Source organism: Mesorhizobium sp. LjNodule214 (assembly GCF_964252735.1).
Lineage (GTDB): Bacteria > Pseudomonadota > Alphaproteobacteria > Rhizobiales > Rhizobiaceae > Mesorhizobium.
The window spans coordinates 1,875,972-1,899,115 of sequence record NZ_CAXUPE020000001.1 but is presented as its reverse complement, the minus strand read 5'-3'; the positions used below and the strand labels follow the sequence as shown (position 1 = coordinate 1,899,115).

General features: G+C 62.9%; 18 protein-coding genes and 4 pseudogenes. 4 read left to right on the top strand and 18 right to left on the bottom strand.

Annotated elements, in window-relative coordinates:
• Positions 1 to 49: 49 nt before the first annotated feature.
• The 7 genes and pseudogenes from ACSQ3Z_RS09030 to ACSQ3Z_RS09000 all read right to left on the bottom strand — a co-directional run bounded on the left by ACSQ3Z_RS09030 (position 50) and on the right by ACSQ3Z_RS09000 (position 5,107).
• Positions 50 to 376 (bottom strand): DUF736 domain-containing protein, encoded by a 327-nt coding sequence (locus ACSQ3Z_RS09030; RefSeq protein ID WP_436170942.1) that lies wholly within the window; start codon positions 374 to 376, stop codon positions 50 to 52.
• 612 nt (positions 377 to 988) lie between these two features.
• Entirely contained in the window at positions 989 to 1,429 is a 441-nt protein-coding gene (locus ACSQ3Z_RS09025; RefSeq protein WP_436170941.1) for a hypothetical protein, read from the bottom strand.
• A gap of 135 nt (positions 1,430 to 1,564) precedes the next feature.
• Positions 1,565 to 1,732, bottom strand: coding sequence for a hypothetical protein (locus ACSQ3Z_RS09020; RefSeq protein WP_436170940.1), 168 nt, complete (start codon positions 1,730 to 1,732; stop codon positions 1,565 to 1,567).
• A gap of 405 nt (positions 1,733 to 2,137) precedes the next feature.
• Positions 2,138 to 2,392, bottom strand: a complete 255-nt coding sequence (locus tag ACSQ3Z_RS09015) for a hypothetical protein (RefSeq protein WP_436170939.1) — start codon at positions 2,390 to 2,392, stop codon at positions 2,138 to 2,140.
• A gap of 59 nt (positions 2,393 to 2,451) precedes the next feature.
• Positions 2,452 to 3,378, bottom strand: coding sequence for a DUF2493 domain-containing protein (locus ACSQ3Z_RS09010; protein ID WP_436170938.1), 927 nt, complete (start codon positions 3,376 to 3,378; stop codon positions 2,452 to 2,454).
• Between the two features lie 342 nt (positions 3,379 to 3,720).
• Positions 3,721 to 4,085: pseudogene (locus ACSQ3Z_RS09005) on the bottom strand (toprim domain-containing protein); the annotation flags it as partial.
• A complete protein-coding gene (locus ACSQ3Z_RS09000; RefSeq protein ID WP_436170937.1) occupies positions 4,073 to 5,107 on the bottom strand; it encodes a LacI family DNA-binding transcriptional regulator in 1,035 nt (344 codons plus the stop codon). The pseudogene ACSQ3Z_RS09005 and the gene ACSQ3Z_RS09000, both read right to left, overlap by 13 nt.
• A 95-nt stretch (positions 5,108 to 5,202) precedes the next feature.
• Here ACSQ3Z_RS09000 and ACSQ3Z_RS08995 point away from each other — a divergent pair, with 95 nt between their 5' ends.
• Complete coding sequence (locus ACSQ3Z_RS08995) at positions 5,203 to 6,396, top strand: phytanoyl-CoA dioxygenase family protein (RefSeq protein WP_436170936.1); 1,194 nt, start codon at positions 5,203 to 5,205, stop codon at positions 6,394 to 6,396.
• A gap of 454 nt (positions 6,397 to 6,850) precedes the next feature.
• On the opposite strand, the gene ACSQ3Z_RS08990 is transcribed toward ACSQ3Z_RS08995, so the two are convergent.
• From ACSQ3Z_RS08990 to ACSQ3Z_RS08975, 4 genes and pseudogenes are all read right to left on the bottom strand, one after another.
• Positions 6,851 to 7,279, bottom strand: coding sequence for a hypothetical protein (locus tag ACSQ3Z_RS08990; protein WP_436171874.1), 429 nt, complete (start codon positions 7,277 to 7,279; stop codon positions 6,851 to 6,853).
• A 39-nt stretch (positions 7,280 to 7,318) separates the two neighbouring features.
• Positions 7,319 to 10,156, bottom strand: a pseudogene (locus ACSQ3Z_RS08985) (strawberry notch-like NTP hydrolase domain-containing protein); the annotation flags it as partial.
• Between the two features lie 164 nt (positions 10,157 to 10,320).
• The gene (locus ACSQ3Z_RS08980) at positions 10,321 to 12,441 is read right to left on the bottom strand and encodes a ParB/RepB/Spo0J family partition protein (protein ID WP_436170935.1); all 2,121 of its coding nucleotides are present in this window, start codon (positions 12,439 to 12,441) and stop codon (positions 10,321 to 10,323) included.
• 141 nt (positions 12,442 to 12,582) lie between these two features.
• Positions 12,583 to 13,545, bottom strand: coding sequence for an ArdC family protein (locus ACSQ3Z_RS08975; protein ID WP_436170934.1), 963 nt, complete (start codon positions 13,543 to 13,545; stop codon positions 12,583 to 12,585).
• 266 nt (positions 13,546 to 13,811) lie between these two features.
• Here ACSQ3Z_RS08975 and ACSQ3Z_RS08970 point away from each other — a divergent pair.
• Positions 13,812 to 14,401 (top strand): annotated as a pseudogene (locus ACSQ3Z_RS08970) (SOS response-associated peptidase family protein).
• A 156-nt stretch (positions 14,402 to 14,557) separates the two neighbouring features.
• Here ACSQ3Z_RS08970 and ACSQ3Z_RS08965 read toward each other — a convergent pair.
• Positions 14,558 to 14,722 (bottom strand): annotated as a pseudogene (locus ACSQ3Z_RS08965) (hypothetical protein); the annotation flags it as partial.
• A 91-nt stretch (positions 14,723 to 14,813) separates the two neighbouring features.
• Positions 14,814 to 15,686, bottom strand: coding sequence for an IS110 family transposase (locus ACSQ3Z_RS08960; protein WP_436170933.1), 873 nt, complete (start codon positions 15,684 to 15,686; stop codon positions 14,814 to 14,816).
• A 318-nt stretch (positions 15,687 to 16,004) separates the two neighbouring features.
• Here ACSQ3Z_RS08960 and ACSQ3Z_RS08955 point away from each other — a divergent pair, with 318 nt between their 5' ends.
• Positions 16,005 to 16,301, top strand: a complete 297-nt coding sequence (locus tag ACSQ3Z_RS08955; RefSeq protein ID WP_436170932.1) for a helix-turn-helix transcriptional regulator — start codon at positions 16,005 to 16,007, stop codon at positions 16,299 to 16,301.
• On the opposite strand, the gene ACSQ3Z_RS08950 is transcribed toward ACSQ3Z_RS08955, so the two are convergent.
• From ACSQ3Z_RS08950 to ACSQ3Z_RS08930, 5 genes are all read right to left on the bottom strand, one after another.
• A complete protein-coding gene (locus tag ACSQ3Z_RS08950) occupies positions 16,255 to 17,511 on the bottom strand; it encodes a tyrosine-type recombinase/integrase (protein WP_436170931.1) in 1,257 nt (418 codons plus the stop codon). The genes ACSQ3Z_RS08955 and ACSQ3Z_RS08950 overlap by 47 nt on opposite strands.
• 292 nt (positions 17,512 to 17,803) lie before the next feature.
• Positions 17,804 to 19,366, bottom strand: coding sequence for a glutamine-hydrolyzing GMP synthase (gene guaA, locus ACSQ3Z_RS08945; RefSeq protein ID WP_006205021.1), 1,563 nt, complete (start codon positions 19,364 to 19,366; stop codon positions 17,804 to 17,806).
• A gap of 64 nt (positions 19,367 to 19,430) precedes the next feature.
• Positions 19,431 to 20,081 carry a 5'-methylthioadenosine/S-adenosylhomocysteine nucleosidase gene (locus ACSQ3Z_RS08940; protein WP_436170930.1) on the bottom strand — a complete coding sequence of 217 codons (651 nt, stop codon included), beginning with the start codon at positions 20,079 to 20,081 and terminating at the stop codon, positions 19,431 to 19,433.
• Positions 20,082 to 20,084: 3 nt separating this feature from the next.
• Positions 20,085 to 20,543, bottom strand: coding sequence for a PaaI family thioesterase (locus ACSQ3Z_RS08935; RefSeq protein ID WP_436170929.1), 459 nt, complete (start codon positions 20,541 to 20,543; stop codon positions 20,085 to 20,087).
• Positions 20,544 to 20,764: 221 nt separating this feature from the next.
• Entirely contained in the window at positions 20,765 to 22,054 is a 1,290-nt protein-coding gene (locus ACSQ3Z_RS08930) for an RsmB/NOP family class I SAM-dependent RNA methyltransferase (RefSeq protein ID WP_436170928.1), read from the bottom strand.
• A gap of 347 nt (positions 22,055 to 22,401) precedes the next feature.
• On the opposite strand from ACSQ3Z_RS08930, the gene ACSQ3Z_RS08925 reads away from it, so the two are divergent.
• Positions 22,402 to 23,142, top strand: coding sequence for an MIP/aquaporin family protein (locus ACSQ3Z_RS08925; RefSeq protein ID WP_436170927.1), 741 nt, complete (start codon positions 22,402 to 22,404; stop codon positions 23,140 to 23,142).
• Positions 23,143 to 23,144 lie beyond the last annotated feature (2 nt).

Sequence of the window (23,144 nt, the reverse complement as noted above, 5' to 3'; positions counted from 1 at the left end):
CCTCCGCAGAAGAAGGCCCCGGCCTTCCGGCCGGGGCCTGCGCGGGGCCTTAATCGCCCCGCCGGGCGTTCGGGCGGGACCAGATGAGCGAGAAGCCCTCACCTTCCTCATCGTCAAAAAGGTTGGCGTAGATCGGGGCGTTGAAGCTCGGATCGTCGAGCTTGAGACCGAGGTAGTCGCGGCCCTCGTTGGAGGTCTTCGACCAGGCGGCGCCGATCTCGGCGCGGCCGACCACCACCCGGTGGCTGGGAGCGTTCTCGCCAGTGGCGCGTGTGTCTGGGACGATGCGCACGTTCTTTGCCTGGACGCTGAGGGTGACGATTTCGCCGGTGAACTCGTTCGAGGCGGACTTCTTGAAGGTGCCGATGGTAGCCATTGTAAGTCTCCATTTTCTGTTCCCGAGCCCGCACCATGCGGCCTCGATGGCGATCAATTGGCCGGAGGCGACCGACGACGCATCGCTTGCGACCGAAGCAACGCGGAGGACGGCGTAGGAACGACTTTCTTGTCTCGCGAGGAATGGCGGCGCTCGGGGTCCCCATGCGCTTGCGGCATGGGGTGGGAGCCGGCAGGGGAAGAAAGTAGAGACGCGCCGTTGCGGCCTAGGCGGTCGAGGCCTCAGCCGTCCTTCGGCCAGATCAGCCCATTGAAGAGGCCGTTTGGAGCGCTCTTGGGACAGATTGGCAACGGAGACGTTGGCGTCCAACACGCCTCCAGCAGATCGCTACGAGTTCACTGGCGTCGGCCACGCATTCTAGGCGCCGGGGAACCCCACGCACCTCCAACGCCGCAGCCACCGGTCGCGCTGCCGTCCTGCCACCGACTGGTCGGCCTGCCTTGCGGCATCGACCGAAGAAAGTCCAAGTCCGAGGCCGCGCCGGCGCGGCCGTTGCTCGATCCTTGGCATGCAGCCCGATTGCTCCAGCCACCGATGATGAGGAGGCTAAGGCCTTCGTCGCTCTGATCCACCCGCCTCGCTCTCGCGGGTTTAAGCTTGAACCATGTCCCTACCGGAATAGTCGGCGGCGGCCATGCCCGCGACCCGGAGAAATGCCGCGACGCCGACGGCGATCGCGCCAATGACGGAAAAGACGATCTGCCAGGTTTCCGAAGGCATCATGTGCTTCGCGATGCCATGAGTGGCATGGTAGCCGGCAACGATCGCGGGAGCGACGAAGACCATCGCGATCGCCAGCTTCGCCCACATGGGGCGAACGACGCCGAGGAGGATTTGGCCGACGCCGAGCGTCAATCCGGCTGCGAGGATGCCGACAAGGATCGCGCCAAACCAGCCGGCACCGGTGTTGAATGCCCATGTACTTGCGTTGACGCCGACGAACAACGGAAGGGCGACGATAGCAAGCGTGAACAGCAACCAGCACAAGATGCCGATGGCCGCGATGCAAAGGAGAATGCCGAGGATTATCATGGTGGTGTCTCCGAGAGAATAGCTCTGGCGATTGCGCCTTCCACCACCACCTGGCGCAGTGCACAGCATAGCAAAGGAAAAGCGCGGGCGAAACCCGCCGGTGTTCTTGCATCGCCAGGCGCTATGTCCGCCCCGTCATGGGGCGAACGGGTCGATTTCGCCGATGATGGCGGTGTCGTTGCCGTCATACTCGTTCGCCGGCACGACCGAGAGAGTGCCGTCGCCAGCACGAAAGATGACGATGGTGACCATGAGAGTGGCGGCGAGGCTGAAGGCGAAGGCATGTGCGTCGGCGAAGGACATCGACCCGGCTCCTGTTTGAAGCGGAGGACCCTCCCCCGCTGACAGGCGCCCGATGTGTTCGGCCGATGGCCGCAATCACCGCGAAGGCGAAGCCGGAGCGGCGGCACGCTTCGCGTAGTCCGACCCCTTGCGGGTTGATGGCTTTAGGCCATCGGCTGGACCAAGGATCAGCGCAATGGATCGCGGGGGTGCGGTCATCTTCAAGTCAGGTGCAGCGGGCACTGTTGAGGCGACGCTCTTGCTCCAGGAGCGTCTGAGCGAGCTGCCGCGCGATGTGGCGGGCGTCGAGGGAGAACCGGACGGCCATGATCGCGATGGATCCCGTTGGAAGCCGCCTCGCCGAAAATGAGGATGAAGCTGGGCGATGACGCTGTGCAGTCGCGGTGGCAGGCCCAATCCAGTTCTCTAGGCGTAAAGAGCCGCCTTGCCGAGATCGTGCCCGATATGGCGGCGGTTCCAGTGATCGTCGGTCGCGACACTGAGAAGATGCGACTTCAGGAGCAATTCAATGGCGACGGCGATGGCGTGAAGGGCCGCATTGTGTCTGCCTAGATCCGCCGCCCGGTCAGCGCTATCGAGGTGGGCGGCGGTAATGCGTAAGAGGGTGTCGGCAAGCGCGATGTCCGGTGTGAAGCTTTTGGGAAAGGATACGAGCGACATGGCTTGAAGGATGCCGTACCTCCCGGGCATTTATAGGGGCGCTTAGGTTCCGGCGGCGCTCACGCGCCGCCGTTACCGAGCCGATAGACCGGGATGCCGAGCTTGCGAGACTTGTCCGCCAGGTTCTCCTGAATGCCGGTGCCCGGAAAGATGATGACGCCGATCGGCATGACCGCCAACATCTGGTCGTTGCGCTTGAAGGGAGCGGCCTTGGCATGTCTGCTCCAGTCGGGCTTGAAGGCTACCTGCGGCACCTTGCGATGATCGGCCCAGCGGGCGGCAATCTTTTCGGCGCCTTTCGGTGATCCGCCGTGCATCAGCACCATGTCGGGGTGCTTGGAGCGTATTTGGTCGAGCTTTGCCCAGATCAGCTCGTGATCAGCGGTATCGCCGCCGGAGAAGGCGATCTTGGGGCCGGCGGGTAACATGACCTCGGTTTCCGCGCGCCGCCTGGCCGCGAGGAAGTCGCGGCTATCGATCATTGCGGCGGTGAGATGGTGGTGGTTGACCATCGACCCCGTGCGCGGTCGCCAGGCCGAGCCGGTGTACTGATCGTAGTGGTCGGCGGCCTGGTCACGCATGAGCTCGAAGGCGTCGCGCCGTTCGATCATGGTCTGGCCCTGGGCGGTGAGGTTCTCGAGTTCGACCGCCTTGATCTCGCTGCCGTCCTGTTCGCGCTGCAGACGGCGCTGGGCCTGCTCGTTGTCGTCCAGTTGCCGATCGATCCGTTGTACAGCTCGGTGGAAGACATTGGTGACGGACCAGAGCAGGTCATCGAGGTCGGGTTCGAGGCGTGTGTCGGCCAAGGTGGCGATGAGGGCGTCAAAGATGTCGGCCACGGCTCCGGCGACATGGTCGCCGCCAGGGAGCGGACGCGGATCGGGCTCGTCGGCAAATGGGCGCCAGCCATAGAGCTGGAGTTCGGTGACGATGTGATCCGTCGGAGAAGCGGCGTGGTGCGGTTCGGTGTAGTCGTGCTCGCTCATGGGGATGCTCCCGTCTGTTTGACCGCAACCCTCGCGGCCTTCATGGCGACGAGAGCCCACGGGCGGGTTGGCCTGACACCCGCAGCGAAGCGGAGGGCCGGAGCGCAGCGGAGGATGGCGGCGGCCGGCTATTTTGCATCGCGATGGAAAGGCGTCGCGCCCAATCGCTGCTATTCGCGAGTAGTCGTGCGCCGCCGGAAAATAGTCGGCCGCCGCCATTGCCTGGCCGGCCAGTTCGTGGGCCCGATCGCCCTCTTGAAGGCCGGGTTGCGGTTCTCTGCCGGCGACCCACGCATCCATGCGGCGCGCCGGCACCGTGCGCCGTGCGCTTCCCCTCACGGCTCATGCCGCCTGTGTCAGATAGCGGATGCGATCTTTGCTCATGAGCTGGTCCGCAATCGAGGCCCGGAAGGCGGCAAGTCCGAAATGGCGGAGGTCTTCGTTGAAGTGCTCCGTCTCCAGCGACAGCACAATTGCCTCGATTCCGGCGTCCGTCGCGCGCTCGAGCAGGCTGTCTCGGGCACCGTCACCGGATCGTTGTCGCGGATGACATAGAGCCGCCGCAGGTTCGGAGGGAACAGGATGGCGGCAAGATGGGCTGCCGAGAGTGCCCCAGCCATCGCCATGTCGGGCAAGGCGCATCTGAGCGATAGCGTCGTCTCGATGCCTTCGTGCCTGTCTGCCACGACGGCAGCTACGGCGCTGCCCGCGCCTGCGGCACGTTGAACGGCGTGATGATCTGGATGTTGGCCATGCCCGAGATAGGCAATTTCGGGAGCAGCCCGTGGGCACGCATGACCTGCAGGCAAGCGTTGCGCATGTCCTGACCTAGATCGTGATGCAGGACGGCGCTGATGCGGCCGCTACGCAGCAGCGCGATGTTTTCGGCATCGAGATCATGGCCGACGAAAGCGCGGCAGGAGCGGCCAAGCGAGGCGAAAGCCTCAATAACGGCCAGATTGCCACCGCCGATCGAATAGACGCCGGCAATGTCGGAATGCTCGCGCAAGGCGTCGCGCGCGAGCCGGCCGGTATCGCAGTCGAGGCCATGGCCTTCGCTGACCTCGATGATGCCAAGTCCAGGATAGCGCTCGCGAAGCGCTCGCCTAAATCCGATCTCGCGCTCCTCCTCGCCGCGGAAACGGTTGCTTGAGATCGTCACCAAAATGCGCGCCGGACCACCGCCAAGCCATTCGCCCAGGAGATAGGCGGCCGTCTCGCCCGCCGCGCGGTTGTCCATCCCGACATAGGCTTGCCGCCCTGTATCAGGAAGATCCGTCACCAGCGTCACGACGGGGATGCCGGCTCCGACGAGCCGCGCCGCGGCGGCTCTCACCTCCGCGACATCCGGGGCCTTGAGGATCACGCCATTTGAGCCCCGGCGCTGGAGGGCGTCGATGATCCCGACGGTATTCTCGACGTTGCGGGTTTCGGCCAGATGATAGCGGGCGCGAAAAATCGCCGGCTGCAAGGAGGGCATCGCCTGCTCCAGCCCTTGGCGGACCGCTTCGCTGAAGCGGGCGGGAGCCTCCATGACGACATCGAGCACGAATTTGCGGCCGGACAGACCGATCTGGTCGCGTTGCTGTTCGAGTTCGCCAACGGCCTGCCTCACCCGCCGCACCGTGTGCTCGCGCACGCCCGGCCTGTCATTCAGCACGCGGTCGACTGTAGCGAGGCTGAGCCCGGCCTGGAGAGCGATATCCTTGAGGAGAAATGCGCGCGACATCAGCTGAGGTGTTTTTGAGGTGTTTGCGAGGCAACAAGCACAGCAGGCTGTTGTATACGGCAATCACAATCAGAACCGCAACAGGAGGATGCGTCATGAAGGCCGACAACACAGCTAGGATCCGGTCCGCGAAGGTCTGGCTGACCAAGCAGCAATGCGACATCCAGGATTTTCGCGCGCTCGTCGAGCAGAACACTGATGCCGCCGACTATCCCTTCGCCACGAGCATCGAAAAGAACGTGCCGGTCTATGATGGCGACGCCGTGCGCAAGGCGGTGGGCGATCCCGAAACCCGCAAGGCGCTGCTGGCCGAATGGGTCGAGGCGCTGACTGACGGACCGGGCGTGGTGGCGTTCAAGAAGGCGTTTGCCGACACCATGCCGATCGACGCGGCAACGACGCTCTTCAACGCTATGATTGCCGAGCAGCATGCCACGGGCACCGGTGGCGGCGACCATTTCGCCAAGCCGGGCGCCAATGACCGCATCTGGAACGCGCTGGAAAAATTCTGCCTGCGCGATCCCGCCGCCTTCGCGGCTTATTACGGCAATGAGATCATTGCGCTGATCTCCGAGGCTTGGCTCGGTCCGGCCTACCAGATGACGTCACAGATCAATTGCGTGAACCCCGGCGGCGCGGCGCAATCGGCGCATCGCGACTATCATCTGGGCTTCCAGTCGCCGGAAGTCATCGAGCGTTATCCGGTGCATGTGCATCGCATCTCACCGGTGCTGACGTTGCAGGGAGCCGTCGCCCATTGCGACATGCCGCTGGAGAGCGGTCCGACGCTTTACCTGCCCTACTCGCAAGCTTATCTGCACGGTTACCTCGCCACGGGCCTGCCCGAGTTCAAGGCCTATTTCGCCGAGAATCACGTTCAACTCGCTCTGGAGAAAGGCGATGCGGCGTTTTTCAACCCGGCTCTGTTCCATGGCGCCGGTAACAACCGCTCGAGCAACATTCGCCGCATGGCCAATCTGCTGCAGGTCTCGTCAGGCTACGGCCGGGCGATGGAAAGCGTCGACCGCACCAGGATGAGCCGCGCGCTCTATCCGACCATCCAGAAGCTGCTGGCCGCAGGCGCAATCTCCAAGGAGAACGCCGCGAGCGCAATCGCCTCGACGGCCGAGGGTTATTCCTTCCCGACAAACCTCGACCGCGACCCGCCGATCGGCGGGCTGGCGCCGGAGACGCAACAGGCACTGTTTCATCGTGCACTCGATGCGGGCTGGGCGACGGAGGCCTTCAGCCAGGCGCTGGACGAGCAGGCCAACAAGAAGCTGACGTGAAAGGTTCATAGGCGCCTGTTGCCGCGGGAGTGTCAGATTGCTAGCTTCGCTTCAGCCAAACAGGTCTCCGCGCCAGCGAGTTTGATCTATGCGTACGCTTCAGCGGGTTCATGCGCCGCAGCCACAACGGATACGGATACACTGATCAGTTGATGAATGGCAGGTAGCTTCTTCTGCCATCGGCTGCCTATGACACCTGCACACAGCCTTTGCGGCGCCCAGCGGTGCCACGAAATTGAGCCGTTTGCGACATTGTCCAAAAATTCGGACAGTCAGTTTCGGAGGCGGGGCTTCCCGGCAACAGGCAGCTATAGCAGGCCAGATAGCGAGAAAGGGTGCGGCCTCTACATCGCGGGGGGCATTTTCCAAAGCCCCGCCAATCATTTTGGTCAGCGTCGACAACGTTCAGATAACCTCGACGCCTCACATGCGAGCCAAATGCCTAACAAGGGTCTCATCGCGCAAACGGATAGTCGGTATACCCTTTTGGGCCAATTCCGTAAAAAGTTGATGAGTCGGGGGTATTGAACGCGATGTTTTTCGCCACGCGCTCAACCAGATCCGGAGTAGCAATATAGTCTCGTCCGAACGCGAGGGCATCTGCAGTACCCTCGCAAATGAAGCGCTCCCCATCGGCCTGGGACATCAATTCGTTGGCGATGACCGAACCACCGAACAGACGCTTGATTACCCCTAGGAGGCTGTCATCGGCCTCGATCTCGCGGACGAAAATGAAGGCGATTCCGCGTCTCCTCAGCTCCGTGGCGACATACCCGAAGATCGCCTTAGGATTGCTGTCGCCCATGTCGTGCTCTTCGCCCCTCGGGCGCAGGTGGACGCCGACCCTGTCAGCTCCCCAAACATCGATAAGCTCGTCGACGATTTCGAGCAGGAAACGCGCCCTGTTCTCGACGGATCCGCCATAGCGGTGCGTCTCGGCGAGATTTGCAGAGGCCGCGCGGCTCTCGACCCTCAATCGGTCTCCCTTCCGCACAATGCGCCGCGACCGCCCCGTCACCTCCGCGACTGTTTCCGTACCGAAGCGCTGGACGATCTGGTCAAGCGCACCGGGGACCGGCGGCAAGCTGGCAAGCTTTTCGATCAGCGCCGTGCGACGCGCGACCGCTTCGCGGCTCTCGACCGGCTGCCCGTCACGATAGACCGGCCTGGACGACAGATTGCCCTCGGAATCCGTGAAGGGTTCATAGAGCTGGACCGGGAAGGAATGGGCGAGGTAGTCGAGCACATATTCACGCGGTGTGATGTCGACGCGGATATCGTTCCATTCCTGCGTCGGTATCTCTGCCAGCCGCCGCTCCATCAGCGCTTCGCCTGTGGAAACGATCTGGATGACCGCGCAATGACCGGCCTCGAGATCCTGCTCGATCGAGCGGATCAGCGTTGGCGTCTTCATCGATGTCAGCAGGTGACCAAAGAAGCGCTGCTTGGCGCTCTCGAAGGCCGAGCGCGCGGCTGACTTCGCCTGGCGGTTCAGCGTGCCGCTATCGCCCGTGATGTTAGCCGCCTGCATGGCCGCATCGAGATGGTTGTGAATGACGGCAAAGGCGCCAGCATAGGCATCGTAGATGCGCCGCTGCTCGGGCGTCAGTTCGTGCTCGAGCAGTTCATACTCGACGCCGTCGAAGGAGAGCGAACGAGCTGTATAAAGTCCGAGTGCCCGCAGATCACGGGCGAGCACCTCCATGGCTGCCACGCCACCCGCTTCTATCGCCTCGACGAACTCCGCCCGGGTCGAGAACGGAAAATCTTCGCCACCCCATAGGCCGAGTCGTTGCGCATAGGCCAGATTGCCGACCGTGGTCGCGCCGGTCGCGGAGACATACACGACACGCGCGCTCGGCAGTGCGTGCTGCAGACGCAGGCCGGCGCGGCCCTGCTGCGAGGGCGCGACATCCCCGCGTTCTCCCTTGCCGCCGCCGGCGTTCTGCATCGCGTGCGCCTCGTCGAAAATGAGCACTCCATCGAAATCGAGGCCCAACCATTCGACGATTTGCTTGACTCGCGAAACCTTCTCGCCACGGTCGTCGGAACGCAGCGTGGCGTAGGTTGTAAACAGGATGCCTTCCACCAGAGTGATGGGACGGCCTTGCGGGAAGCGCGACAGTGGAGTGACCAGCAGACGCTCCATTCCAAGGGCCGACCAGTCGCGCTGCGCATCCTCTAGCAGCTTGTCCGACTTGGAGATCCACACGGCCTTGCGGCGGCCTTGCAGCCAGTTGTCGAGGACGATACTGGCCGACTCTCGGCCCTTGCCGACGCCCGTGCCATCCCCGATGAAAAACCCTCGTCGGAAGCGCACGGCCCCTTCCGCATCCTCGGCAGCTGCTTTGACGATATCGAACGTATCGTCGACCAACCACGATCCAGCGAGAAAGCCCGAATGGGCCTCGCCGGCGAGGATCAGCGTTTCGAGCTGGGCGTCGGAGAGTGACGTCAGGATGTCGCCGCGAAGCGTTGGTCGATAGCTGGGCTGTGGCGGCGCGACGGAGGCCATGGCGGCGGATTGGACAAGCGTCGTTGGGTGCGCCTGGGAGCCTGGAATGCGGATCGTCTGCAAGCTGTATTGCTCATAGATCGTGTCAGTCAGCCGCACTCTCTCGTCGGCTGCCCAGTCGATCGTTTCATACGAGAGTTCAACGCCTGCCGGTTCGGAAGGCGCCGGCCGAGCAGGCGTAGCGGTAGAGCGATCGAGATAGCCGCGCACGGAGCGCGGTATCGCAACAATGGGAGCTACCTTTACCGTGTCGGCGATCGGCAACCTTGCGGGAAGACGCTCTTCTATCCAGCTGAGCAGCGTTGCAACATCCGGAGCAAGGCCGGGCGAGACTGGAAAGTGAGACGGATCGTCGGCCGCCAGCTTGTCGATGACCGTCAGGCGCGTCTCGATCGTCGTGCCATGCTTGGCGTAGACAGAGCCCCCGATAGCCGCAGTGAAGACGACGCGGCCATGCTCCTGCAGACGGATGAAAGCGTCACGCCAGGCAAGCGCTTCCGGTCCAAAGTTTGCGCCGCTGATCGTGACCAGCCGACCGCCGTCGGCAACGCGGGCGAGCGCCGAGGCGATGTGGCGACAGGCTGCGTCGGAGACGCGACCCTGCACATTGGCGAGGACGGAAAATGGCGGATTCATCAGCACGACAGTCGGCTTGATCGCCGGATCGAGGTGGTCATCGATCTGCGCGGCGTCGAACCGGGTCACCGCGCGCGCCGGAAAGAGGCTGGACAGCAGGCCGGCGCGGACCTCGGCAAGTTCGTTGAGGATGAGCGAGCCGCCGGCCATCTCGGCAAGGATGGCAAGCAGGCCCGTGCCGGCGGAAGGCTCCAGGACCCGGTCGGAGGCGGTGATAGCGGCAGCGGTGACAGCCGCGAGGCCCAACGGGATCGGCGTCGAGAACTGCTGCAACGCCTGACTTTCCTCGGAGCGGCGCGTCTGCGTGGGCAGTAGGCCAGCGATCCTGCCAAAAAGCGGCAAGGCGTGAGCCGAAGATCCGGCTTTGCACAGAAGTGATTTTCCGTATTTGCGCAGGAAGAGGACGGTTGCCGCCTCGCATGCGTCATAGGCGGTCTTCCAATCCCAGGCGCCGCTTGCGTCGGACGCGCCGAACGAGGCTTCCATCGCCGCGCGCAGAAGCGCTATGTCGATGCGTTGACCCCGTTCGAGATGGGGAAGCACAAGCAGGGCTGCCGCGTGGATTGCCGCGACTGGGTCGGCGGTGGCTGTCGGGAACGAAACATTCATCGGGAAGGTCCTCGGGAGAGCGACATGGGAAAGCCCTTCCGACGCTCTCTCTGACCGGACGGGCTCAAACCCGTCGCGGCCGAACTCTCACTCTGACCACCGCACACAAAAATGCCCGGCGCTCTTGCGAGTGCCGGGCAGCCCGATCATCAGCGAAGCCGAGGCTATTCGGCGGCGTCGAGTTGCTGCTCACTCTTCTCGTCGCCCCGACTGTCTTCGTCGTCACCGGCGAGAAAATCGGGCAGCGCTTTGTCTGCCTCGTCCGCGTTTGACGCGCCCTCGACATCGATGTCGATGAGCCGCAACGGTTCAGGTAGCCAGCCACTGCCGGCGAGGAGCCGCTCCGCCTCTTTGGCCATGTCGTCCTTCTTGAGGTGGTCGACAAGCTGGGCTGCGCGCTCTCCCTCACCCTCGCGAACGGCCTCGATAATCCGCGCCTTGGTGACGCGTCCGAGATAGTTGCCGACCGTCGGCCGCCAACCGGCATCAACCATGTCGAGGCCGACTACCCGCGCCAGGTGATCGGCATCAGTGAGACGCTGCCGCACGCCATGCGCCGAGGTGGCGCCGTTGCCGTAGCGATCGGCCTTTTCATAAAGGGCGTTCACGCCGAAGGATGCGCAATGGGCAAAAAGCGCGACTCGCTCGTCGTCAGTGAGCGCCGCAAGCGCATCCCAGAGGTCGTCGACACCCCCAGGCAGACGGGTCTCCCAGGCCTCGTGGCGGGCTTCGATCGCGCGCGCGTAAGGCGTGTCACGAAGCTCGGCAGATTGGGCCGAGAAAACCGTGCCGCGGACAGAGACTTCCATCGCGACACCCTGTGATCTGTAGCGGGAAAACACGTCGCGCACGAACTTGTGGAGCACGGCAAGGTAGGCGGTCGCCGGATCGTTCGCGAGCTTGTCGCGTAGCGCCAGCGTGCGCTCGGCGGTCAGTTCCATGATCAGGCGATCCGGCAATGGCTTGATGCCATCCTCGTCATCATCCTGCGGCTGAGCTGGCTGGCCGCCCACGGTGATTACCGCCCGCTGGACCACACCCGCTGTCGCCCCATCGTCAGATCCCACGGCCCCGGAGTCACTCTCGCGATCGGGCGCAACGGAGGCTTCGTCCTCCGGCTTCACATAGCCACGCTCGACGAGAAGCGATCCATCCGCGTCAACGCTGAGAAAGACACCCGCTCTTGCAATGTCGACCGGATCGAAGTGGACGGGGCGCGCCTCTAGCGCACGAATGGCGGCTTCAAGCTCGCCAAACCGTTGGTCGATCTCATCCGGCAACTCGTCTGCCTCTTCGTATTCCGCCTGCAGCTTGTCGAACTCGTCACGCAGCGCCCCGAGCGTTGCCTGCTCCTCGTCGGCCAAGTCAACGGGCGTGCCCTCGAGTTCACGCAAGCCGTTCGCGGCGCCGTAGGGAAAGCTCACCGCGACTTCGATCCACTTCCAGCCCTCATTGGCAATTTCGTCAGCCATGACCTGGAGCTTTTCGGTGACAAGACGGTCGAGCAGCAGCGCGTCTTGGAGCCATCCGCCGTCATCCGACTGGAAGAGGTCACGCAGCACCTGGCCGCCAGCTGCCTCATAGGCATCGAGCCCAACGAACACCGAACGCTTGTCGGAAGCGCGGACAGTGTTCTCCGTCAACATGCGGCGAATCTGGTATGGCTCTTTCGACCAGCTGTTCTTGATCGCCTCCCACACTTGCTCCTGTCCCGCGTGATCGTCACTGACCGAGAACGCTTCGAGCTGGGCGATCGTCATGCCGTCGTCGGCATAGACATCGAGCAGCGCCGGCGACACGGCGATGAGCTTGAGGCGCTGCTTGACGATGGTGACGGAGATGAAGAAAGCGGCGGCAATCTCCTCCTCCGACATGCCTTTGTCGCGCATGTCCTTGAACGCTCGATAGGCATCCAACGGATGAAGTGGAGCGCGATCGATGTTCTCGGCCAGCGAAACTTCCTCCGCCAGGACAGCGTTGCTGCCCATGACACAAGGAACGGGTGCGGTCTTGGCAAGCCGCTTCTGGTTCACGAGCATTTCGAGAGCGCGGTAGCGGCGGCCGCCGGCCGGCACCTCGAACATGCCCGTCTCCTCGCCGCCGGCATCGAGCACGGGACGAACATGGAGGCTCTGGATCAGGCCCCGGCGGGCGATCGAAGCTGCCAGATCCTCGATCGAGACGCCGGCCTTGATGCGCCGGACGTTGGTCTGGGCAAGCACCAACTTGTTGAAAGGAATGTCGCGCGAGGACGACAAGGTGATCTTTTGAACGGTAGTAGCCATGGTGTTTTCTCCGCGACGGGCGCCGAGAGCCTCTCTCTCGACCCAAACCCGTCATGAAATACCGGCACCCCTCTCACTCTCCTGCCCACCGAACCGGGAAGCCGGCGAAGCGCGGTCCGGACTCCGGTTCGGCGTGGCCCATCACGCCGCCTCCCGTTTGTCATTCGCTGCTGCCGCGGTCGCTTGCGGATCCACGCCAGGCTGGAAACCGAGGATGAATTCGGCGGCCTTCGAGGCGGCGCTGGCGGCACGGACAATGGCGCGATTGTCCTCGCGCAGGACTGCCAGCCACGAGCCGATGTAGTCGGCATGGCGCACCGTCGGCACGATGGCGAGAGAAGCGCAGACAAAGGCCCCTGCCATCTCTGCCACCAGTTCCTCCCGCGCGTAGGATTTGGAGCCGAAGGAACCAGCCATATCACGGCCGAGCCGGGAGGAATGACCCGACCAATGCCCCAGTTCATGGAATGCGGTGCGGTGCCAATTGATCGGTTCGAAATAGGCGGCTGGCGGCGGGACCTGCACGAAGTCGCTCGCAGGGCTGTAGAAGGCGCGGCTGCCTCCGATCCGAAAATCCGCGCCGGTGGCCCGGATCAGCGCCTCTGCTTGCGGTTCGATCATGCCCGGGAGAGGTGGTGGTGCGACGGCGGCGATGTCCTCCGGCAGGTTCTCGCATTGATTGGCGTTGAAGACTGTGAAGCGTTTGAGGAATGGGACCGCCTGTGCTTCGTCCCCGCTCTCACGGACTCGCTTGCGCTCATCGTCGGGCACGAAGCGGTCGGCGTAGACGATGGTCGTCCCATGTTCTCCCTTCCTGACGTTGCCGCCGAGCCCAAGCGCCTGGCGGAATGTGAGCCAGCTCTGGCCGGTGAAACCGTGCTCGATGACCGCGCCCCACAGGATCAGGATGTTGATGCCGGAGTAGCGACGGTGGGTCGACGCGTTTTCCGGCACGGCGAGCGGCGCCTTTGCCGCCGCCGTGCCCCAGGGCTGCACCCACGGGATGCGTCCGGCTTCCAACTCGGCGATGATCTTGTCGGTGATTTCCTGATAGAGGCCTGGCCGGTCGTTGCCGGAACGGGCGCTAGCGGTGTTTCTGGGCATCGCGGTTCTCCGCGACGGGCGCCAGGAGCCTGTCTCCCGACCTTCAACCCGTCACGGCAAACCCGGTCCGCACTCTCACTCTCGTCGCCACGTCTCGATACCATCAGCGACAGGAAGAAACGCCAGCATGACAGGCGTCAGGGATGGAAGCCCGTATGGGTGAAGACCCGTCGCAGGCTGGGCTTCAGGTTTGCCGAGAGCCCGACCCCGTCAGGGGGATGCCCGATCGGCCCTCGAAAAGCGATGAAAAGTCGCTAAGCTGGGTCATGTGCAACGACTATGAACAACCCATCCGCTGGGCCGAATACTGCAAGATGATGCAGGACCTGGGGCTCGGCATACCCACGCAACAGACGGAACTCGACCTGCCTCAGTCGGACGACGTCAAGATCAACGACATGGGCCGGTCATGCGCGCGGCCGGCAATCTGATCGAGCTGGTTCCAATGAATTTCAGCTTTCGGCCCTCCGGCAAAGGCGGGCCAGTCTTCAACTTCCGTTCAGAAGGGCGAAGCTTCGACAACAGCAATCGCTGCCTGCTTCCGGCAAGCGCTTTCTTCGAATTCACTGGCAAGAAATACCCAAAAGCCAAGTACCGGTTCACTCTGACGAGTGCCCCCTTTATGGCGATCGCGGGCCTTTGGCGTGAGGGCCAGGGCAATCATCCGCCCGCCTTCACGATGCTGACGACTGAACCCGGCCCAGACGTCGCTCCCATTCACGATCGCCAAATTGTCGTGTTGCAGCCGCCGGACTGGGCGGCGTGGATTTATTTGACGAAACCCGAATCGGAACTCCTTCGGCCTCTTCCCGGAGGGTCGCTCAATGTTGTGAATGTGCGCGCGGGTTCGGGCTAATTTAGGCAGGCAGCGCGTCCGGGGGTCTGAGCGCGGTTGCGATATCGGTTCCGGCTCTCGCGAGCAGGTCAATCGCCTCCAGCCTCCGTTGCGTCTTGGCATTGGGTCGGGATTGTAGGGGGTGCCGATCAGTCTGCCGATCACATGGTCACCGAGCCCATGTTCACGCGCTCCCGTGACAATCAGAGCCAGATACCAATCATAGGGCTGGCGTCTCTCGTCGGGATCGGTTGCGAGATAGGCGACTGCGTTCACGATCTCGCCATCGCTCGCGCGCCGAACAGGGAAGTTGTCTTCGCGACGATAGCCGTTCCCAACACCTTCGAAGCTATCCTAGTCCGCCCGATCATCTACGTTGATCTCGTAGAGAACACCGGCTTGGCTGGTTCCTTCGTTTTCGGTCAGATGCCCCTTACCGGAGCCGTCGTCGCTCGGCTTCCAGAATGTCAGCTTGTAGCCTTGTGCAAGCGCTATGCCGACAGGCTTCGCGCTTGCACACCGGTCTGTGAGCCGCGATGTCATCATGTTCGAGCCGCACGCACGCGCCAACGCTGCTGGATTTCGCAAACTTGGACGGATCATCGACCGCTGTCACGAACGCAAGGGCCGTGAGGACGCCCACGCCAGGAATGGCCATAAGCTGCCGGCACACAGCACTCCCTCGAGCACGACTCATCAGTTGGCGGTCAAGCTGCCGAATCTGCTCCTTCAGGCAGGAGTGGACGCACGGCATCGACCGCACGGTTTGATTGAGCATGGGGTCGCTATTGTCGCACGCCTCATCCACGAGCCGTTCGAACGGCTCGCCCGTTCGTCTTGACAGAACGACGCCAAAAGTTTTGAGAATGCCCCTGATCTGGTTGGTGACCTCTACCCGCATTCCGACGAGTTGAGCTCGTGCTCCAAGCATCGAGCGAACCGCGTGGCTGTCGAGACTCTTTACCCCGACCTCCCGATACCAGCCCGCCTTGACGATCTGGGCCAATCCATATGCATCATTCTTGTCGGTCTTGTTTACCTGGCCACTCATGGTCGCCTGCGCATGGCGGGAATCAAGACATAGCACCGGTAGCCCCATCGCCTTCAACGCGTGCCAGTGCCAGGTGGACAGGGGACCGCTTTCGAGCCCAATGCGCAGAACATCGGGTGCTTTGGATCTGATGTTTCCGGCTATGTCTCCTGGCGTCGATAGGCACTTTCCTTGCCAGACAAGCTTACCGTCGCTGCCGATAACGCAAAGGTGGGTCATCTCCTGCGAGACGTCTAACCCAACAAATTGGTCCATGGTGGCCTCCATGAGAATCATTGACGGCGAAGAATCTAGCATCGCCCGCAATTACCCCATGTCAGCATAGCGACGGCCGCAGGCCGGGACGCGGGACCGACTGTCCCCGACCGCGGCGGTCCGCTCCTGCAATCGCCTGATGCGCGGCCAGTCCATGCATTTCGACCAGCAGGAAGAGGACGCAGCGGGGGTGCTTGGTGACGCGTGTATGTCCTATCTGTACTCAATTTTCGCCGTTTCCACGACGCCTCCCAAATGCGCCTTTTCTTGATGATCGATTGAATCCAGACTCTTCGAGCGCTCGGACAGGAGGTTTTCATGATTTCAAAGAAAGACACGACAATGAGTCGGACCATTCGGCGTAAGGAATTGCGGAACATCGTGCCTCTGGCCGACAGCACAATCTACGAGATGGAGCAGCGGGGGGAATTTCCTCGACGCTTTGCCTTGACCCCGCGCTGCGTCGTTTGGGATCTGAGCGAGGTTCAGGCCTGGTTGGCGGCCCGTCGCTCAACGCCAATTCTGCGTGCCGCCGGTCCCGATGTGACCCAACGCCAAACCCGCCCTGTCAAAGTGCTGGATCGGGTTCAAAGAGCGGCATCGACGGCGGGATGAGCGCCGGTATGTGCTTCTTACCGTTTACCCATGCATCAACAATGTCTGACCACTCTTGCATCATATGGCGGCGCTGTAGCTCATACTCGGCCTTGTTGTAGACGCCTCGCGATGAGCGCCCGTCCTCGTGGGCCAAGCATTTCTCGATCCAATCGCTGTTGAAGCCAAGCTCATTCAACAGGGTCGAGCCCGTTCGCCGCAGATCATGAACGGTAAACGGCTCCAGAGGCAGTCCGTTCGCCTTCGCCCGTTCGACGACTGCGTAGGTGATCCGATTAAACGTGGCACGCGACATCGGGGCATCTGCATCATACCGCGATGGAAGAAGGTATCTGGAATTTCCCGCGCAGGTCTTCAGGGCAATCATGATGTCGAGCGCTTGGCGTGACAGGTAGACGTTATGCGCCTTCGACCGCTTCATCCGCTCCTTCGGGATCGTCCAGACCGCATTCTCGAAATCGACCTCGTCCCACACCGCGTCCTGCAGCTCGCTCTTGCGCACCATGGTGAGCAGGTAGAGCCGCATTCCCAAACGGATCGTGGGAAGTGTGGCGATGTGCTCAAGCTGCTTCAGCATCACGCGAATTTCCGAGGGCGAGAGCGAGCGGTCCTTTGGCACGAACGTGGCAATCGATGCGGGCCCGACTTCATCCGCCGGGTTGGCCACCTTTTCCCCGTGCAGGATTGCGTAGCTGTAAATCTGCTTCAAGATGTCTCGTACGTGGATAGCGGTAGCCGGGGCACCCCGTTCGACGATGCTTCCGCAGTGGGCTCTTAGATCGTCCGGAGTGATCTCCGTCAGGAGGCGATTGCGCCAGATCGGAAGAAGCTCTCGCTCAAAGACGGAGCGCCGCATGGCGCGCGTGCTGTCGGCCATCGGCGCGGCAGCGAGCCACTTCTCCCCGAACTCGCCAAAACTCTTCGCCTCTTTCAGGCGGCGCTTCGCGCGCTGCTTCTCTATCGCTGGCGACCGTCCCTGGCTGATGACGCGCCTTGCGTCGAGGCATCTCTCTCGAGCGAGCGCGAGCGAGATTCCGTCTCGTCCATATCTGCCTAGTTGCACCGTTTCCCGGCGCCCATTGAGCCTGTAGTCCAGCAGAAACGAGATCGCGCCACTCGGCATGACTTTGACATACATGCCGTCACGATCCGCAATTTTGTAGATTTTCTGTTTTGATTTCAACGCCTTAAGGGCGACATCCGTTAACATGCCCGCTACCTCCTAAAAAGTACCGTCAGGACAATCTTGAGGCATCTCGGGAGAAAATCCCGTATACTTTCAATGCTTTAATGCAAAAAAAGTACCGTCATGAGCCTCATTGGTCGTGACGGTACTTTGAAAAATAGGAGTGGGCAATATGCCGGAGGTCCGTCAAGCGGTCCGTCACAGCCAATCTCTGCGTACCGATTGTCGCTGATTGTCTATGAAATGATTTATTTTTATTTTCAGTACGTTACGTCGCAGATTGGCGTATTTTCTGCGGCGTTTGAGTGGGTCTGAATCATTCCCATTCGATGGTGCCGGGCGGCTTCGACGTCACGTCGTAGACGACCCGGTTGATGCCGCGGACCTCGTTTATGATGCGGGTGGCGGCGGCGCCCAGGAAGGCCATGTCGTAGTGGTAGAAGTCCGCCGTCATGCCGTCGACGGACGTCACGGCGCGCAGGGCGCAGACGAACTCGTAGGTGCGGCCGTCGCCCATCACGCCGACGGTCTGCACCGGCAAGAGCACAGCGAAGGCCTGCCAGATGGCGTCGTAAAGGCCCGCCTTGCGGATCTCGTCGAGATAGATGGCGTCGGCCTCGCGCAGGATCTCCAGCTTTTCGCGAGAGATGCCGCCCGGGCAGCGGATGGCGAGACCGGGGCCGGGGAACGGATGGCGGCCGATGAAGCTCTCGGGCAGGCCAAGCTCCTTGCCGAGCGCCCTGACCTCGTCCTTGAACAGCTCGCGCAGCGGCTCGACCAGCTGCATGTTCATGCGCTCGGGCAGGCCGCCGACATTGTGGTGCGACTTGATGGTCACCGATGGGCCGCCGGTGAAGGAGACGCTTTCGATGACGTCGGGATAGAGCGTCCCCTGGGCCAGGAAATCGGCGCCGCCGAGTTTTTGCGCCTCTTCCTCGAACACCTCGATGAACAGCCGGCCGATGGTCTTGCGCTTCTTCTCGGGGTCCGACTCGCCTTCCAGCGCCGAGATGAAACGGTCCGAAGCATCGACCAGGATCAGCGGCAGATTGTAGTGCTGGCGAAACATCGCCACCACGCCTGCGGCCTCGTCCTTGCGCATCAATCCGTGGTCGACGAGGATGCAGGTCAGCTGGTCGCCGACCGCCTCATGGATCAGCAGGGCCGCGACAGAGGAATCGACGCCGCCCGACAGCGCGCAGATGACCTTGCCCTTGCCGACCTGCTTGCGGATCGTCTCGACCGCGTGCTCGCGATAGGCCCGCATCGTCCAGTCGCCTTCGATGCCGGCGATGTTGTGTACGAAATTCCGCAGCAGCTTTGCGCCGTCCGGCGTGTGCACCACTTCGGGGTGGAACATGATGCCGTACATCTTGCGTTCGACATTGCCGAAGATGGCGAAGGGCGAGCCTTCCGACCGGCCGAACACCTCGAACCCCTTGGGCAAGGAGATGACGCGATCGCCATGGCTCATCCACACCTGGTGGCGCTGGCCGGGCGCCCACAAGCCCTCGAACAGCGGGTTGTCCTTCTCGATCTCGACATAGGCGCGGCCGAATTCGCGATGATCGGAGCTTTCGGCGACACCGCCCATCTGCACGCACAGCGTCATCTGGCCGTAGCAGATGCCCAGCACCGGCACGCCGGCGTCGAAGACGATCTGCGGCGCGCGCGGGCTGCCGATGTCGGAGGTCGAGGCCGGGCCGCCGGAGAGGATCACGGCCTTGGGATTGATGCGCTTGAACGCCGCCTCGGCCGACTGGAACGGCACGATCTCGGAAAACACGCCGGCCTCGCGGATGCGACGGGCGATGAGCTGCGTAAACTGGCTGCCGAAATCGACAATCAGGACGGTGTCGGGGTGATTGGCTGTCTTCATGGCGAGCGTTTAGAGAAAGAAATGAGTCGGCGCAATGGGTTGCGGGGCCGCACCGTCAATCCGGTCAGACGCCTTCTGAACCAAGCTGCAGCGCATCTGAGGCGATCGCCTGCTCAAGCCGCCCGACCGCCCCGGCCAGCTTCTCGTCGATGACGTGCAGATATTCTTTCCAGTCATTGACGTGCTTCAGGTCGGCGGCGCCGTCGGAAATGCCGCGCAGGCCGACCAGCGGCAGGCCGAACATCTGGCAGGCGCGCAGACAGGCGAAGGTCTCCATATCGACCATGTCGGCGGCGATGGCGTCGTAGGCGGCGCCGGAAATGACCGCGCCGCCGGTCGACAGCGTCGCCTCTCTTATGCCGGGAATCCTGAACGGCAAGGGCACGGCCACCGGCAGGTCGAGAAACGGCGTGGCGCCCTTCTCGAAGCCGAGCGGCGAGGCGTCGATGTCGCGATAGGCGACCGAAACCACCTGGTAGATTTCGGCCTGCTCGAGCGTGCGGCTGCCGGCCGAGCCGAGCGAGACGACGAGATCCGGCAGCGCCTTTTCGGCCTTCAGCCGGGCGAACTCAGCGCCCAGCCTGACACCGGCCTCGACCGGCCCGACGCCGGTCATCAGCGGCGTGAACAGCCGCTTGAGATGCGGACCGTACTCGGCTTCGACCGCCATGACGAAGAGGACGGACTTGCCGGCGACCTGAACGGCCTTGCTCATCGTTCAGCCCGCAATGCCGTCACGCCCGACCACCGTCATCATCGTGCCGGTCATGGTGGCGATCAGCTTGGCCTCGCCGTCGGAGGCGAAGGCGTAGGCCTGGCCGTCGGCGACGATGATGGTGCGGCCGGGTTTGGTCACCGAGCCGCGGAACAGGAAACGTTCGCCCCTGCCCGGCGCCAACAGATTGACCTTGAACTCGATGGTCAGCACGGTGGAATTCTCCGGCATCAGCGAAAACGCCGCGTAGCCGCAGGCCGAGTCCAGCGCCGTCGAAATGACGCCGGCATGGAGAAAGCCGTGCTGCTGGGTGAGCGCTGCCGAATAGGGCATCTCGATTTCGATGATGCCGGGCGTGACCAGGGTCAATTCGGCGCCGATGGTCGTCATTGCTTTCTGACGCGCAAAAGACGTCCTCACGCGGTCCTCATAATCCGGAGCGGGTACGATCTTTGCTGCCATTGGCCTTCGCCTTTGTTTCCAGAGCGGCGGACTTAGCCGCCACTCTTTCTTTTTGTTTGAGCATTGGATTCTCCCAAAACCGGTTTCCACTTTTGGGTCCAATGCTTTGGGCAAAGCTTATCGCAGAGGCATGGGCGGCAGGCAATCGCTAATGCTGCACTGCAGCAATCGGCCTTCCGCTCCAATGGAGCCGAAGCCGCCCCTGTTGGCCGGCAAAACAATCAGCCGGCACGGCGCAGCGCGCAGACGTAGAACCCGTCAGTGGCACTGAGTGCCGGCGACAGCGAAATGCCGCCAACGGCGCCGATGCGCGCGGCCGCCGCATGGCCCGGAAAATGGCCGTTCCAGAGCGCCCGATGATCGACCGGAACGAAGCCGTCGTGGCGCTCGCGGAAGGCGGTGACCTGTTCGCTATTTTCAGCGTCGAACACCGAACAGGTGATGTAGACCAGCAAGCCGCCGGGTTTGACGAAGGCCTTCGCCGCGTCGAGGATCACCGACTGCTCGCCCTTGCGCTGGTCGAGCTGTCTCTGCGTCAGCCGCCATTTGGCATCGGGGCGCCGCCGCCAGGTGCCGCTGCCGGTGCAAGGCGCATCGACGAGCACGATATCCATATGGCCTGACAGCGGCGAGAGTTCCGCCGGCTTGCTGACGATCTGGATGTTGCGGTTTTCCGAACGGCGCATGCGGTCGAAGATCGGCGCCAGCCGCGCCTTTTCGGCGTCATGGGCGAAGATCTGGCCGCGATTGCCCATCTCGGCCGACAGCGCCAGCGTCTTGCCGCCGGCGCCGGCGCAATAGTCGAGCACCTGCATTCCGGCTTCCGCACCTGCCAGTGCGGCGACGATCTGCGAGCCCTCGTCCTGGACTTCGAACCAGCCTTTCTGGAAGGCGGGTTCGGCCTGCACGTTGGGGTGCCGGCCATCGCCGTCGATCGGCGGGATGCGGATGCCCTGCGGCGCGATGCGCGCCGGTTTGGCGCCAGTGTCGGCGAGTTCGGCCAGCACCTTGCCGCGATCGGCCTGCAGCGTGTTGACCCGCAGGTCGAGCGGCGGGCGGGTGGCAAGGGCGGCCCCCTCCTCGACCCAGGCCCCGCCAAAAGCCTGTTCGAAGAGCGGCTCGCACCAGTCGGGGATATCCGCCCGCACCGCCTCGGGCGCGTCTTCGGGCCGGCGGGCGGCGAGTGCCTGCAATTCCTCGGCGTCGAGCAGCGGCGGCGCGAACTTGTCGCCGTCGAGCGCATCGTTCAGCGACTGCGCCGTCTGCCCCCATTCGAGCAGCAGCGCGCCGAAGCCGATGGCGCGCGGCGTGTCCTCGCCGAGCAGCCAGCCGGCCGAGCGCCTGCGGCGCAGCGCATCATAGACGATGTTGCCGATCGCCGCGCGGTCGCCGCCGCCGGCGAAGCGGTGCGACAGGCCCCAATCCTTCAGCGCATCGGCCACCGGCCGGTGGCGCCGGCCAATGTCTTCCAGCACTTCGATGGCCGCCGCCAACCTTCCGCCCAGTCGCATTCTCGTCTTCCGATGCTCAACAATTCATGTCCGGCCCTGCTCTTAGAGCCTTTCATGCCCAGATTGAAATAGTTCCGTTTGCCCGATGGCGAGACGGCCCGCGCGGAATGCGACGAGTGCCCGATGTGCTGCATCTTGCAAACCGCCAGAAAAAGCAGTCGTTTCCAGCGACAACGAAACAATTCGATCAATACATCAAAGATCTCTAATGCGCGCGACTGGCATGTACAAGCATTCCGTCTGGAGCAAGCGCTCTGCTTTCCAAGTTTTCCGGTTGCGAATACTCTTACCGCCATGATTCGCATCGCAGAAAAGGCGCAGCCGCGGATCGATACGAGGTGAGGGCAATGAAGACTTATCTGGCGGAAGTTCTAGGCACGTTTCTGTTGGTGTTCATCGGCACGGCTGCTGTGGTCACCGGCGGCTTCGGCGGCGCGCTGCCGCTCGGCCAGGAAGGCATCGGTCTGGCGTTCGGCATCGGCCTCATTGCGGCGGCCTATGCGATCGGTCCGATCTCGGGCGCGCATCTCAATCCGGCGGTGACGCTCGGCGTCTTCCTCGCCGGCCGGCTGCCGGCCAAGGACGTCGTCCCCTACTGGATCGCGCAGATCATCAGCGCCATCCTGGCCTCGCTGGCATTGTGGATCATCGTCTCCGGCCAGGTTGGTGGACATACCGGCGGCTTCGGCGCCAACGGCTGGGACGAGGCGAAATGGGGCATGAGCTCGGCCTTCCTGTGGGAGCTGATCGGCACTTTCACCTTCGTCACCGTGATCCTCGGCGTCACCGCGGAAAAGCACTCGACGGCGTTTGCCGGTCTGGTCATCGGCCTGACGCTGGCGGGCATCCACTTCGCCATGATCCCGATCACCGGCACCTCGGTCAATCCGGCCCGTTCGATCGGGCCGGCGCTGTTTTCGGGCGGTGCGGCGCTCAGCCAGCTGTGGCTGTTCATCGTCGCGCCGCTGATCGGCGGCGCCATTGCCGGCGTCGTCGCCAAGGCGCCATCTTCGAGAAAGTCTGATTTTCGAAGCCTGAATACGAAGAAGGCGCGGAGCTTGGCCCCGCGCTTTTTTGTTGGATCTTGAAG

Excerpts from the sequence above, each read along its gene's own strand:
- ACSQ3Z_RS09010 (WP_436170938.1), bottom strand. The coding sequence starts at position 3,378 with ATGAGCGAGCACGACTACACCGAACCGCACCACGCCGCTTCTCCGACG.
- ACSQ3Z_RS08940 (WP_436170930.1), bottom strand. The coding sequence starts at position 20,081 with ATGAGCAAGGCCGTTCAGGTCGCCGGCAAGTCCGTCCTCTTCGTCATG.
- ACSQ3Z_RS09025 (WP_436170941.1), bottom strand. The coding sequence starts at position 1,429 with ATGATAATCCTCGGCATTCTCCTTTGCATCGCGGCCATCGGCATCTTG.
- ACSQ3Z_RS09030 (WP_436170942.1), bottom strand. The coding sequence starts at position 376 with ATGGCTACCATCGGCACCTTCAAGAAGTCCGCCTCGAACGAGTTCACC.
- ACSQ3Z_RS09015 (WP_436170939.1), bottom strand. The coding sequence starts at position 2,392 with ATGTCGCTCGTATCCTTTCCCAAAAGCTTCACACCGGACATCGCGCTT.
- ACSQ3Z_RS08930 (WP_436170928.1), bottom strand. The coding sequence starts at position 22,054 with ATGCGACTGGGCGGAAGGTTGGCGGCGGCCATCGAAGTGCTGGAAGAC.
- ACSQ3Z_RS08980 (WP_436170935.1), bottom strand. The coding sequence starts at position 12,441 with ATGGCTACTACCGTTCAAAAGATCACCTTGTCGTCCTCGCGCGACATT.
- ACSQ3Z_RS08955 (WP_436170932.1), top strand. The coding sequence starts at position 16,005 with ATGATTTCAAAGAAAGACACGACAATGAGTCGGACCATTCGGCGTAAG.
- ACSQ3Z_RS08935 (WP_436170929.1), bottom strand. The coding sequence starts at position 20,543 with ATGGCAGCAAAGATCGTACCCGCTCCGGATTATGAGGACCGCGTGAGG.
- ACSQ3Z_RS08950 (WP_436170931.1), bottom strand. The coding sequence starts at position 17,511 with ATGTTAACGGATGTCGCCCTTAAGGCGTTGAAATCAAAACAGAAAATC.
- ACSQ3Z_RS08925 (WP_436170927.1), top strand. The coding sequence starts at position 22,402 with ATGAAGACTTATCTGGCGGAAGTTCTAGGCACGTTTCTGTTGGTGTTC.
- ACSQ3Z_RS09020 (WP_436170940.1), bottom strand. The coding sequence starts at position 1,732 with ATGTCCTTCGCCGACGCACATGCCTTCGCCTTCAGCCTCGCCGCCACT.
- ACSQ3Z_RS09000 (WP_436170937.1), bottom strand. The coding sequence starts at position 5,107 with ATGTCGCGCGCATTTCTCCTCAAGGATATCGCTCTCCAGGCCGGGCTC.
- ACSQ3Z_RS08975 (WP_436170934.1), bottom strand. The coding sequence starts at position 13,545 with ATGCCCAGAAACACCGCTAGCGCCCGTTCCGGCAACGACCGGCCAGGC.
- ACSQ3Z_RS08960 (WP_436170933.1), bottom strand. The coding sequence starts at position 15,686 with ATGGACCAATTTGTTGGGTTAGACGTCTCGCAGGAGATGACCCACCTT.
- guaA (WP_006205021.1), bottom strand. The coding sequence starts at position 19,366 with ATGAAGACAGCCAATCACCCCGACACCGTCCTGATTGTCGATTTCGGC.
- ACSQ3Z_RS08995 (WP_436170936.1), top strand. The coding sequence starts at position 5,203 with ATGAAGGCCGACAACACAGCTAGGATCCGGTCCGCGAAGGTCTGGCTG.